Genomic DNA, 13,200 nt, shown 5'->3' with positions numbered 1-13,200 from the left:
CCCGAAGCCTTTCCCATCCCGGCCGCCGCCGTCGCCGCGCCGCAAGAGGCCCATGATACGCGGCGGGTCCGTCTCGTGCGACCGTCTCTCGACAGGTCGTGCGGCGGCCTCGGCGCCGGGACGAGGCGGGACCCGCTCAACCGGCGACGAGGTGGGGCGGGGCTTCGGGATCATTGATCTCCAGCTCGGGCAGCGCGACCTTCACGCCTTCGCGGCTGAAGACGACCGGGATGATCTCCTTCGACACGCCCGCGTCGTAGCCCAGGCCCAGGAACTTGTGCGCCGGGGTGGAGAGGCGGAGGATGAACCGGAAGAGGAGGATCCGCACCCAGGTCAGGCGCGGCAGGTCGTCGCTGGTGATGATCTCTTCCTCGCCGGATTCGATGATCCAGCGATCCGAGGGGATGTTGATCTCGCCCCGGAGCTGGAGCTCGCGGAGCGCGCCGCGGATGTCGGGCTGCTCCATGTAGCCGTAGGTCGCGGTGATGGAGACGATGTTGCGGCCCAGGTCGAACACCTCGAACCGCGCGCTCCCCTTCTCCGCCTCGGCCACCGTGAGCTGCCTCACGTGGAAGAGCGTGATGTGGGCCGGGAGCACCCCGTACTTCTTGAGGAAGACCCGCAACGAGACCGGGACGTATTCGTCGAGGTCGCGGATCGGGCGGGAGCAGAGGAAGACGAACGCGCGGTCGGTCTCCACCAGCCGCCGCCTCCCCTGCACGAGGGTCCTGGCGAGCGGGAGGTTCTCCTGGATCGAGAGCTGGATCTCGTCGACCTTCTCGCGGAGGGCCACCAGCCAGCCCATCTTCTTGCCCCCCTGCACGCCGAAGGCGTAGAACGCCCCGGCGAGCTGTCCCCGCCCCCATTGCCAGGTCATCATGATCGTCACCAGGACGGCGGCGATGGCTACGGGGTAGTAGCCGCCGTGCGTGAACTTCAGCAGGTTGCTGGCGAAGAACAGGAGGTCCACCGCCAGGATCGGCGCGCACACGAGGACCGCCTTGCCCACCCCCCATCCCCATCGGTAGTGCGCGACGTAGCCGAACGTGAGCGTCGTGATCCCCATCGTCCCGGTGACCGCGATCCCATAAGCCGCCGCCAGGTTGCCCGCCGTGCGGAAGACGAGCGTGATCGTCACGCAGCCGATGAACATCGCCCAGTTGATCGCGGGGATGTAGACCTGCCCTTCCGCCTCCCGGCTCGTGAACTTCACCGCGAACCGGGGGCAGAACCCCAGCGCGATCGCCTGCTTGACGATCGAGAACATGCCGGTGATCAACGCCTGCGAGGCGATGAACGCCGCGATGCCCGAGATCACCATGTCCACGATCAGGATCGCGAAGTCCACGTCCCCGTCGCCGGTCTTCGGCGTGAGGGCGTAGAACGTGTTCGCCCGCGGCGGGACCCCCCGCGCCAGCAGATAGGACGCCTGCCCGGCGTAGTTCAGCAGCAGGCAGGGAAGCACCAGCGCCAGCCACGATCCCATCACCGGGCGTCGGCCCGAGTCCTTGGGGTCGAGGCTCTGCCCCTCCCCGACGTAGGTCTCGCCCCGCCGCGCGAAGTGGCCGATGTCGGCGTACTTGGCCTCGCCCCCCGTGATCGCCAGGACCACGACGCCCAGGATCACGAAGAGGCCGACGCCGGGGAAGTCGGCCAGGAACCGGACGGCGTACGACGGGTCCAACGCCAGGAAGACGTCCGGGTGCTTGAGGATCCAGGGGACGCCCTTGATCGCGATCCAGGGGAACCAGACGAGCATCATGAACCAGCCGAAAAGCCCCCCCACCTGGCTGGTCCCGCGCCACTGGGGCTTGAACAGGATGAACAGGCTGAGGATGGTCGCCGCGACCGCCAGCGATTCGCCGAGCGGCTCATAGGCGCCGAGCATGCTGATCGGCGGCGTGATCACGCCGTCGGCCGCGAGGAGTCCGGCCGCGGCGACGACCAGATAGCCGATCAGCGTGAGCCCGAAGATCTTCGACGTGCTCCCCTTCAGCAGCGCCCAGAGGGCGAACGTCCCCCCCTCGCCGTGGTTGTCGGCCTTCATGATGATCAGGTCGTACTTGACCGTCACGAAGATGAGCGCCCAGAAGACGAGGCTGAGCCCGCCCAGGATGTCCTGCCGCGAGAGCAGGTCGCCCCCGGACGCGAGCAGTTTCGTCAGCTCCTCGCCGTGGACGTGGTGCTTCAGGGCCACCGTCTCTCGGGTGATCTCCATGAGCGTGTAGAGGACCGACGTGCCGATGTCCCCGTACACCGTCCCCGTCGCCTCGCGCATCCGCGTGAACAGACCGCTCGCGCCCCCATGAGAATGATCGGCACCTTGTTTCGCAACCGACGCCACGCCCCGTCCTCCGCCCAGATGAACGATCGCTCACTCGCCGACGCCCCCATGAAGATAGACAAGGGACCGAGTCTGGCGATAGATCGTCGGGGGCCGGACTGGATGACTTCTCGCAACGCAAATCCGCCGGCTGTGCTCCCGTGGGCCGCCGAACCCGATACGAGGTTCTGCAGAAAATCCGGACGCCACGGATTCCAAGGAGCTTCGACGAGAACGACGTTCCCCCGCGAGGGCGGATGGACGTCGGGACGGCCTTCCCCAGTCCGTGACGGCCGGAAAAAAGGACACTCCTCACTTAACACCACCACCTCAAGGGGGTCGGGCGACGGCGATCGGGGTGCCACGGGTTCTCCCAACCCGTGGATCGGCGTCGGGCCGGTCCCGAGCCGTCGCCCGCATCCCCGGCCGGTCCACGGGTTCGCGGAACCCGTGGCACCCCAATGTCTTCCGCCAGAACTCTGTGGAGTGAAGTGAGGAGTCTCGAAAAAACGCGGCACCGGTCGCATCGGCGCGGTCACCTGGCTTCCGCGGCGGGCCGGATGGGGATCTGGACTTCGAAACGCTGGCGGGCGTCGGGGGTCATCGGGCGTGATAGCCGAGCATCCTCGGCGGGCCGGCCTCGGTCCACTCCGCCTTGTGCTCATCGAGCCAGGCGCGAAGCCTGGGGATCGACTCGCGGAAGCGGGCCTCGCCCGTCCTCCCCTGAAGGCCGAGGCTGACGACGGTCGTCGCCGGCCGGTCCTCGACCTCGACCGGGCCGAATCCCTGGCCGCTCTCGCCCTGGTCCGGCCGTCGATAGAGGAACTCCATCGAGACGTCGCCCACGGCCTCGGCGTCGGCGGCCATCCTGGGCTCATAGTTCATGACCACCGGCGCGGTCATGGCGATCTTCTTCTGGGTGATGTGGAGGAAGAGCGGCCAGAACAGCCCGCCCATGCCGCCCATGCGGGCCTCCTTGGCCCGGTTCACGGCGCAGCGGTAGGCCGGGTAGTGCTTGACCTCGATCTCGCCGGGCCGGGTGACGCCGGGCCAGCCCTCGGGGAGCGGGGCGTCGAGGGCCGCCTCGTCCGTCTCGGCCTTTCGCTTCAGGACCGTCAGGAACTGCTCGAAGCCCACCTGTTCGAACTTGGTGGGGCGTTCACCCCGAGGACGGAAGCAGAGGACCAGGGAGCCGTCCGGATCGAGCTTGTAAATCCCCCGCGACGTCTTCCCCCTGGCGTCGTCGGGCCCCTTGATGATCCGGAAATCCACCGTCTTCTCGGGCTTGGCGGTGGGATCGAGGGTGATCTCCATCGTATATGAGCGCGAGGAAGCCTGGATCTTCAGGGTGTTCCCCTCGAAGACGTAGGTTCGGTCCTCGCCGCCGTCCGATGCCGGGTTCCAGGTCCCCTGGAAGGCCTTCAGGTCCCCTTCGACCGGCTCGTCGTCCGCGTAGACCGCGGCCGAGGGGGCCAGCGCGGCGGCCATCGCCAGGACCAGACATCGCATGCGGAGTCGCATCGCCGGCACCTCCCGAAGGACGGTCGAACTCCGGGGGGGGAAGCGAGGCGATCCGGCCGACCGTCGGCGCGGTCCCGTTCCGACCCCTCGGCCCCCACGGCTTCGAGCCGGGACGCGGCCCGTCGCGGGCCATCCAGGCCGTCCGACCTTGCAGACATGGTAGGGAGGCCGAGACGGTCGTCAAGGGGCCGAGACGGCACCGGGATGTCAGGCCTTATCCTTGTGCAGCAAGAGCAACATGACGGTCGGCGTCTTCGCGTGGATGGCGTGCTTGAGGCCGGCGCCCATCTGCACGAACGTCCCGGGCCCAGCCGGCTTCTCGTCCTCGCCCAGGAGCAAGGTCGCCTCGCCCGAGAGGAACTGGAGCGTCGCGGGCGTCGAAGCCGTGTGCTCGGAAAGCTCCTGGCCGGCGGCGAAGCCGAACAGGACCGCCTTGATCCGATCATCCTGATAGATGGTCCGGCTCAGGATGCCGTTCTCGGGCGGCTGGGCCTCGCGGCACAGGTCGGCGATATGAAGATACGCGGCGCTCATCGTGATGCCCCTCCGATCCCCCCGCGCCGGCCCTGGAACACGCCGCGACCTTTCGCGACGAGAGCTTGTTCGTCGACGCTCTCCTGGCGGACCATCCATATTCTGCCGGTCCCCACCCCCCCTGTCAAAGCCGGCGAGCCCGGGTGGCGCGGCCCCCTCAGCCGGGGACGCCGCCCCACGGCCGGTCGAGCCGGGCCGGATCGGATGTCGTCCGCGACGTGCTTTCCTGATCCATGATCAAAGTGTGGAGAAAGTCTCGATCGAACGATTTTCCGATGCGAGTCGCCGGCGCATCCCTCTCTCGATTCCTCATCAGAACCGCCGAACAAAGCCAATCTTCGAGCGATGAATCATGTTCGCAAGCTTATTTAGATTAATATTTTGCGTCAAATCTACGTGGCGTCTCGCTGGCCGGAACGAACCCAATCGAAGCCATCGGCGGGAGGCAGGCGGGGCGACGGGATCGGCGACAGACCGCAGGATTTCCCGATCCTGCCGGGGTAGAATCGGCGGGCCATTCGGGCCGGGACTTCCTGTCGAGTAGTCGTTTCAGGCGAGGTGAGCGACCGTGATGAGACGGACGGAGATCGTGGCGGTCTGGACGTCGATCCTGATTCTTTCGGGGACGGCCTCGGCCTGGCAGACTCCGAAACAAGGGGGTCCGTATCGGCCGACCGCGGCGGAGCGCGCGGCGATCGCGGACAAGACCGCGGAGCTGGGTCGGGCCGTGGAAGGTCTCGCGGGTCGAAATGGCGAGCGAGGGGACGACGCCCTGGCCGACGTCGTGATCGCCCACAAGGCGGCGGACTGGGCGCTGCGGTTCGACGACTTTTTCGACGCTCGCGACGTGGCCCGCGCCCTGAAGGTCCTCGGCCGGGGCCTCGAGCGGGCCGAGGCGCTCGGCGCGGGGCGGGTCCCCTGGTCCGACGGAGAGGGGGGCGTGGTCCGGGGCTATCGGTCGCGGGTCGACGGCTCGGTGCAGCCCTATGCGGTCATCGTCCCGCCGAAGACGGCCGGCGAGGGGCCGTTCCGGCTGGACGTGGTGCTCCACGGGCGCGACGCCCGGCTCAGCGAGGTTCGGTTCTTCGACGCCCACGACGGCAAGCCCGCCCCGGCCGACCAGGCCGGGCTCGTCCTCCACGTCTACGGTCGCGGCAACAACGCGTATCGCTGGGCCGGCGAGGCCGACGTCTTCGAGGCCGTCGACGCGGTCCGCCGGAACTACCGGGTCGACGACCGCCGGGTCGTCCTCCGGGGGTTCTCCATGGGAGGCGCGGGCGCCTGGCACCTGGGGCTCCACCATCCCGGCCGCTGGTCCTCCGTGGAAGCGGGCGCGGGCTTCACCGAGACGATCCGCTACGCCAGGCTCGGCGATCCCTCCGAGGCGACGCGCAAGCTCCTGACGATCTACGACGCGGTCGATTACGCCCGCAACGCCTTCAACGTCCCGATCGCCGGCTATGGCGGTGAGATCGATCCCCAGGCGCAGGCGTCGCTGAACATCCTCGAAGCCCTCCAGGCCCAGGGGATCGACATGAAGACGGAAGGTTTGGTGACGACCGCCGAGGGGGTCGACTTCCGGCGGATCGTCGGAAAGGGGATGGGCCACGCCGTCGACAAGGAGAGCGCGAAGCTCCTCAAGGCGTTCCATGACGATCGGGCCGCGAAGGGCGTCGACCCGCTCCCCTCCCGGATTCGGTTCGTCACCTACACCCTCAAGTATCCCCAGGTCGGATGGCTCAAGATCCGTCGGCTGGGCGAGCATTACGCCCGCGCGACGCTCGACGCGGACCTGATCGACGATCGGGCGACCGTGCGGACGGCGAACGTCGTCGTCCTCGCCGCGGCTCGTCGCGCCGCCGCGACGATAAGCCTGGACGGTCGGGATTTCCCGCTCCGGGATGCGGCCGGCGAGTCCCCCGACGTCCTGTTCCGCAAGGGGGCCGACGGCTGGGAGCCGCTCGACGCCGCGCAGGCGGGCGCAATCGAGGCGAACGCAGGCCGCGAGAAGCACCCCGGCGTCCAGGGGCCGATCGACGACGCCTTCACCGGGCCGTTTCTCTGCGTTCGGGGGACCGGCGAGCCCGCAAACGCCCTGGTCCACGCCTGGGCCGAGGCCCGGCTCTCGCGGTTCGCCGAGGAGTGGGGGCGCTGGATGCGCGGGGCCTTGCCCATCAAGGATGACGTGGACGTCACCGAGGGGGACTTCAAGACCCACAACGTGATCCTGTTCGGCGATGTCGGGTCCAACGCCTGGATCAAGGCCCTCGCGCCCGAGATCGGCCTCTCCTGGAACGCGACGGAGTTGAAGCTCCGGGGCGAGTCCCACCCCGCCGCCGACCACGCCCCCGTCCTGATCCAGGCCAATCCCCGCAACCCGCTCCGTTACGTGGTCGTCAACGGCGGCCACACCTTCGGAGACCGCGAGTTCCGGGGGACGAACGCCCTGCTCTTCCCGCATCTCGCCGATTTCGCCGTCTTCCGCATCGGCCCCCAGGAGGAGGTGGTAGCGGAAGGGTTCTTCGACGAGCGCTGGGAGTGAGCCGAGCCGGTCCCTCGTGGGTCGCGGCTCGACCGGAAGCCCCGAGGCTCAGCCCCGGAACTTCGTCTTGGGAGTCGCTTCGAGCAGCTTGTGGAAGGTGTGCATGATGTTATAGGCGGAAAGCTCGCAGAGCAGGCGCGTGACCTGCTCGTGCAGCGCGGGGTCGAGCTCGGGCTCGATCGCCTTCATGAGGGCGACGACGCGGGCCTCCTGGGCTTCGAGCTCGTGCTTGTCGACCTTGCCGTCGGCCATGGCGTCCATGAAGCCGCCGAGCTGGGCGGCGTACTCGTGGACCATCGGCGAATCGCCCTCGTCGTCGAGCCAGGGGGTGCGATGCTTCTTCGCGTGCGACATGACGTCTCTCTCCGTTCGGTTATTCTTCGATGACGCGCCGGATGGCCGCCATCCGTTCCTGGAGTTTGGCTCGGGCGTCGGGCTGCTTGAGTCGCTCCCGCCACTCGTCCGGGAGGAACGACCTGGAGGTGCATTCGAGGACCGCGGCCAGCTCCTGCTTCTCCTTCTCCAGCCCCTGGGCCGAGGGGACGAAGTCGTCGAGCGCGTGCGTCAGGTCCTCGGCGGTCGCCTGCTCGCGATTCTGGGTCAGCGCGAGCCGCTTGGCCGACAGGACGATGCTCTCGATGTCGGCCCCGCTGTACCCGCGTTTCGCCAGCCCCTCGGGGAGCAGCGAGGGCTCGAGGCGGAACTTGTTCTTGCGGGCCATCGCGAGGAACATCGCGCGGACCTCGTCGTCGTCGGGGGGGTTGAACAGCGGCAGGTGGACCTCCGCCCTCCCCTGGCGTTTCAGGTCGATCGGCAGGAGGTCGGGCCGGCTGGTCAGCAGCATCCAGATGAGCTTGCCGCGATAGCGGGTGTCGCCCATCTGGGCGGCGATCATCGAGAAGACCCGGCTCGACGTGCCGGAGTCCCCCCCTCCCTCCCGGGTTCCGAGCGCCGCGTCGGCCTCGTCGATCACCACGACGACCGGCCCCATGGCGCGGAGCACCGAAAGGAGCTGTTCGAGGTTCCCCTCGGTCTCGCCGACGTACTTCGACCGGAAGTTGCGGAGCTTGACGCAGGGGACGCCGACCGAGCCCGCGAAGCACTCCGCGAGATACGTCTTCCCCGTCCCCACCGGGCCGCAGATCAGGTACCCCATCGGTGCGGCGTCGAGCCGGCCCTTGGCCAGCAGCTTCGCATCCTCGATGAGCCGCTCCTTGACCCCCTCGTTGCCGACGAAGTCGTCCATCGTCTGGGCGGGCTCGACGAACTCGACGAGCCCGCGGGCCTGGCGTTCGATGAGCCCCTTCTTGAGCTTCTTGAGGCTCTGGGCGTCGAGCTTGGCGTGGGCCTGCTCGGCCAGGACGAGCAGCCGCTCCAGGCTGACGAGGTTCAGCCCGCTGGTCAGGTCGGCGAGCTGCGCGGGGGTGAAGTCGGTGAGGTTGCCGAGCTTGCCGTCCCGGCCGTCGAACCACTCGGCGAAGGCCCGCCGCTGGGCGACGTCGGGCATCGGCACGTTCAGCGCCGAGACGTGCGGGCTCCCCACCAACCGCTCGTTCACCTCGGCGAGCTGGTCGGACATCAGGCAGAACGCCATGTTGTTCCGCTTGATGTACGGGTTCTGCGCCCACGAGAGGAGCCGCACCAGCCGTGAGCCCAACGGCCCCGCGAGCTGGGCCAGCTCGCTCGAAGGCGCGAGATACTGCGCGTGGTCGAAGACGATCGCCAGGCTGAGCCGCTTGGCGGGGTCGGTCTCCATGAGGTTGGACTGGATCAGCCGATCGACGAGGTCCAGGATCGCGTCCGGGTCGCGGGGCCAGGATTTGGGCTCGCCGATCCGCTCGGAAAGCCGCCCGACCATCTTCCGCAGCCGGTCGCCGTCGCTGCCGGCGAAGACCTGGAGGCCGTGGCTGAGGTCGTGCCGCAGGACGACGTCCCAGTTCCCGAAGAGCTGGGACGTCAGGAAGTCGGCCACGGTCCCGTAGGAGATCGGCGCCTCGCCCGACTGCGGGACGAGGTCGTGGACGTTGCCGTGGAGGACGAACAGGCAGCTCGCCCCGGCGTAGAACTGCTCGGCGAACTCGCGGGCCCAGCCGGGGAACCAGGCCGGGACGATCGTCGCGGCCTTCCCGTCGAGCAGGGCCGGGGCGACGGTCTCCACGGTGGAGGGGTCGATGCTCACGAAATCACGCCTCAATGAAGGAGCCTGGATCTCTCCTCGCGACGGCCGCCGGGATCGGGATCAGGGGAGGTCGGGGAGCGGCTCGAGCTGCTTGGTCCGGGTCGCGGGGCCGAGCTGCTTGTCGGCCGGGCCGGCGCCCACGGTCTCGGGGGTCGCCAGGCCCTTCTCCTTCTCGAACTCCCGGAGCGCGTCCTCGGCCAGGGTCTTCTCGATCGTCATCTCGCGCTTGATGTCCTCCACCCCCTCGCCCGAGAGGTCGGCGGCCACGCGGACCCGGCCTCGGTTCTTGTCGATCTGGTCCTGGATGATCTGCTCGGCCTGGCCGAAATCGGTGGTGACGTTGAAGTTGAACTGGGTGGCGATCTGCGACAGCTCGGCCTCGGCACGGCTCATCTTGAGGTCGGCGTCATACTTGGTGATCTTGTGCTTCACCGACTCCAGCTTCTCGACCGCGTGTTTGATCTTCAGGAGATTGTTCTGGTACGCCTGCTCGTGGAGGTTGAGCTGCTTCTCGTTCTCGGCCATATCCTCCTTGGCGCGTCGGAGGTCGAGCGCGAACTTCGCCGCCCCGTCGCGGTCGCCGGCGTTGAGGAACGCCTTGACCTTGGCCTCCAGCGTGGCGACCACCTTCGACTGATTGTCGACCTGCCGCTGCACCCGCTCCACCAGCGCCCGGTACTGGGCCAGGCCCTCGCGACCTTCCTTGAGCTGCTCCACCGAGCGGTCGTATTCGAGCTGCATCTCGGCGATGGGGTCGTAGCCCCGGACGGCGTTGGCGAGCTTGTTGAACTGGGCGGCGATGGCGTTCCAGAGCTTTCCGAGGATCATGGCGTCACCCGTGCTTCGTCAGGGAGTGGTGGGGAACCTGTCCGTCTCGCATCCTCTTCGGTCGAGCGTCTCGATTCTTCGGCGGATCGCCGCCGGATTCGACCGCGGGCGCGGTCACCAGGAGGATTCGCTGGCTTCGGTCGACCAGGAGCTTGAGGAAGCCTCCGACTGCGGGGCGTCGCCTCCCGCCTCGCGCCCCGCCGCCAGCGGGCGCGGCGGCTCGCCGGCGGAGGCGGCGTTCGCGACGAACGCCCCCGCCGCTCCTCCTGCAGCTCCCATGCCGAAACTTTGCAACGCCACCGCCCGGCGTCGCTGCTCGGCCTCGACCTGCATCTGCCTCGCGTAGGCCTGCTGCACGGCCGTCTGGTGGGCCTGGCGGACCTGCTGGAGCGACGCCCCGGCCGCCTCGATCGCCTGCTCGTAATTCTGGGAGTGGTAGAGCCCCTGGGCCCGGGTCAGCAGCGCCTCGGCCGGCGAGGTGTCCAGCGCCACCCCCATCGAGAGGTAGGTGCGGCCTTCGCGGAGCGTCCGTGCGGCCTCGGCGATCTCGGACTCGGCCCGGCGCGCCAGGCGGAGGTCCTCCTGCGCAAGCCGCTCGGAGTAGTCCAGGTCGCGGCGTGCGCCCCGGACCTGGTCCAGCAGCCTGGGCCATTCGTTGCCCACGCGGGTGCTGTCGCTGCCGACGAGGTTCAAAATCTCCTCGGCGCGACGGAAGTGCTGGTTGGCGGCGGGCCGGTCCTCGCCATGCCCGGCGAGGAACGCCTCCACCCGCGAGGCGTGGTTTCGCGCCTCGTCGTACTCGTTGGTCAGGACCTGGTAGACGTCCAGGTCGGACTGCGCCTGGGAACGGGCGATCCCATATTCCTCGCGGGCCTCGGCCAGGGCCTGTCGGGCCGAGGGCCAATCCGGCTGGTGCGTCGAGGTCGCCCGGATCGCCTCCTCCCTGGCGCGGGAGGCATGCGCCAGGCTCTCCCTCGCCTGCGAGCCGACGACGTGGTCGTACTGCGCGAAGAACCGGCCGACCTCCCGGTCCCGCGCCTCGATCTCCTGGGCGAGGTTCTTCGCCTCCTCGCGGACCGCCTTGAGTCCCGCGAGCTGTTCGCCGACGCCGTTCATCAGTTGGAACACGGCCTTCTGCTCCTGGTTCAACCGGGCCAGGAGGCGGGCGCCGAGGAGATAGTTCTGGACCTTGGGATCGGCGGCCTGCTCCACCTCGTCGGCCTTGCGATCGAACGTCTCCAGGAGCGTGCGGGCCTGGGGGAGATGACCCGCCACGCCCTGCCAGGAACCCGGGGCGAAGTCGCGGCGAAGCTCCTGCTCGAAAGCCGCGTACTGGCTCACCGCCTCGCGCAGCCGCTGGGTCTCGCGGCGAGTTTCGGGGAGCCCGCGCTCGCAGGCCGCCCTGGCCTTGAGCACGGCGTCGAGCACGCCCCGCGCCTGGTCGAACAGCCCCCGCGCCGCCGTCAGTTCGGTGGCCGCCAGGGTCGGGTCGCCGGCCTCGAGCGCCGCCTGCATCCGGGCCAGCGCCTGCTCGGCCTGGGCCGTGGACGGGTCGGGATCGCCCCCTTCCTCGGCCAGCCCCAGGCCCTTGCGGCGATGTTCGGCCACCTCGTCGCGGAGCCCGGCGATCCCCGCCTGGACCTGCTTCCCGTCCTCCAGACGAGCCTTCACGTCGGCGGCTCGCCCGACGAGCGCCTCGGCCGCTTCCCGGGCCTGGTCGAGGATGGATCGGGCCCCCAGGGGGTCGGGGACGAGGATGACGCCGGCCCGCGCGGACTGCTCGGCGATCCGCTGGATCTCGGGCTGATATGGGGCTGTCGGCAGGCCGGCGGCGCGGACGGTCGCCACTCCCTCCTCGGTGCGGACCTGGGCCTCGGCGACCGCCTGGACCGCCGCGCGAGCTTCCTCGTGGGCGGCGTTGAGACGGTCCATCACCCCGGCGCATTCCTGGGCGCCCCGCTCGACTTCCTCGAAAACCTTCCCATCGGAGACCAGCCCGTCGGCCTTGGCCAGCGCCGACGACCCCCGCGCGGCGTGTTTTTCCGCCTGATCGACGACGTCCATCACCTCCAGCCAGCGGTCCCAGAGGCGGCGGAGGTCTTCCTGCACCTTCTCATAGAGGGCCAGCGTGTCGCCGGTCATCGGCTCGGTGAAGTCCGGGTCCTCGACGGGGAGCGACTTGATCCGGGCCTTGAGGCCGTCGAGCCGATCCATCATCGCGACGGCCTTCTCCTTGTAATTCTTGAACTTGGCGCGGAACGCCCCCCTGGCCCGACGCCTCCCCAGCCAGACCAAACCCGCGACGATGAGGCCGATCGCGACGATCGAGCCGACGACCGCCCAGGCCGCGTCGCGCCCCGCCGGCGCGCTCGCCGGGACGGGCGCGGCGGGGGCCGTCGTCGTCGCGACCTCCTTTCGGAGCGGGACGACGGCGGGGGGGATCGCCGTCGGCGAAGCCGCGGTCGCTCGCGCGGCGACGAACTCGTCCACGCCGGTCAGGAGGGCGGCGAGCGCCCCCGGATAGTCTCCCTGGCGAGCGAGCGGGACGAACTTCGGTTGGACGATCCGCGCGTCGATCGTCTCACCCCTCAGCCCGAATCGATCGACGAGCGTCGGCCCCGGCAGGGTCACGACCTGGCGGTTGTCCAGCGCCGCCACCACGATCAGCGAGCGTTCGAAGTCCAGAGGAAGCCCCTGGGCCGCCGCCTGCTCGCGCCATTCGTCGCGAAGCCGCTCGGCGTAAGTCCGAGTGGCGCGGTCGCCCTCCCCGGCCGACTTGACCACGGCGACGTAGTACTTCTGCGGCGCCCGGGCCTCCAGATCCCGGATCGTCCGCTGCACCGGGTCGTAGCGGTCGGGGACCCCCGAGACGTAGAGGTGATCGCCGTTGAAGTGCGGGAACGGCGTCGCGTCCTCGGCGAGGCCGACCCCCGTCATCGACGGCCCGAGCAGGGCCCAGGAGAGGTAGAGCAGCCGGCGAGTCGTCGGAGCGATCGAGCCCATGGGAATCGGCCCACATGACCTGTCGTTGGGGCCCGGAACGGGCGAGCGGTTTGCTCCTAGGGCCCGGTTCCGAGATGGGGACCCAGTCAGAGTATCCCTCCGGCACGTGATCTTCAACCGGGCAGGCGCCTCCGATTGGGAAGCTCTCGAATCAGGCTCTCGGGCCGACGAAACGCCGGGGGCCTCGAATCCAGGACCGTCCGCGCGTCGGGCTCCCGCACCGGGTCATTTTTCCGTGGACATGGGGCGGCGATCCGCTTCCAATGCGTT

At 69.1% G+C, this 13,200-nt stretch carries 8 protein-coding genes; 1 reads left to right on the top strand and 7 read right to left on the bottom strand.

The features are described from left to right. Window positions 1–136: 136 nt before the first annotated feature. The 3 genes from VT85_RS05795 to VT85_RS05785 form a co-directional block, all read right to left on the bottom strand. Entirely contained in the window at window positions 137–2,344 is a 2,208-nt protein-coding gene (locus VT85_RS05795) for a KUP/HAK/KT family potassium transporter (RefSeq protein WP_197491118.1), read from the bottom strand. A 579-nt stretch (window positions 2,345–2,923) separates the two neighbouring features. Next, a complete protein-coding gene (locus tag VT85_RS05790) occupies window positions 2,924–3,844 on the bottom strand; it encodes a heme-binding protein (protein ID WP_082858387.1) in 921 nt (306 codons plus the stop codon). Between the two features lie 207 nt (window positions 3,845–4,051). Continuing rightward, on the bottom strand, window positions 4,052–4,378 hold the full coding sequence (locus VT85_RS05785) for a cupin domain-containing protein (protein WP_068411858.1): 327 nt from the start codon (window positions 4,376–4,378) through the stop codon (window positions 4,052–4,054). 571 nt (window positions 4,379–4,949) lie between these two features. On the opposite strand from VT85_RS05785, the gene VT85_RS05780 reads away from it, so the two are divergent. After that, window positions 4,950–6,920, top strand: coding sequence for an alpha/beta hydrolase-fold protein (locus VT85_RS05780; protein ID WP_068411856.1), 1,971 nt, complete (start codon window positions 4,950–4,952; stop codon window positions 6,918–6,920). A gap of 48 nt (window positions 6,921–6,968) precedes the next feature. Here the strand turns inward: VT85_RS05780 and VT85_RS05775 are convergent, their stop codons facing one another. The 4 genes from VT85_RS05775 to VT85_RS05760 form a co-directional block, all read right to left on the bottom strand. Continuing rightward, window positions 6,969–7,274: a hypothetical protein gene (locus VT85_RS05775; protein ID WP_068411853.1), complete on the bottom strand. Its 306-nt coding sequence runs from the start codon at window positions 7,272–7,274 to the stop codon at window positions 6,969–6,971. A gap of 19 nt (window positions 7,275–7,293) precedes the next feature. Further along, window positions 7,294–9,099 carry an ATP-binding protein gene (locus VT85_RS05770; RefSeq protein WP_068411850.1) on the bottom strand — a complete coding sequence of 602 codons (1,806 nt, stop codon included), beginning with the start codon at window positions 9,097–9,099 and terminating at the stop codon, window positions 7,294–7,296. A gap of 60 nt (window positions 9,100–9,159) precedes the next feature. Continuing rightward, entirely contained in the window at window positions 9,160–9,927 is a 768-nt protein-coding gene (locus VT85_RS05765) for a PspA/IM30 family protein (RefSeq protein ID WP_068411846.1), read from the bottom strand. Window positions 9,928–10,041: 114 nt separating this feature from the next. Then, complete coding sequence (locus VT85_RS05760; protein WP_068411843.1) at window positions 10,042–12,930, bottom strand: hypothetical protein; 2,889 nt, start codon at window positions 12,928–12,930, stop codon at window positions 10,042–10,044. Between the last annotated feature and the right edge of the window lie 270 nt (window positions 12,931–13,200).

Source organism: Planctomyces sp. SH-PL62, assembly GCF_001610895.1.
GTDB lineage: Bacteria > Planctomycetota > Planctomycetia > Isosphaerales > Isosphaeraceae > Paludisphaera.
The sequence above is the reverse complement of the archived record's forward strand: the minus strand, read 5'-3'. Positions and strand labels throughout refer to the sequence as shown.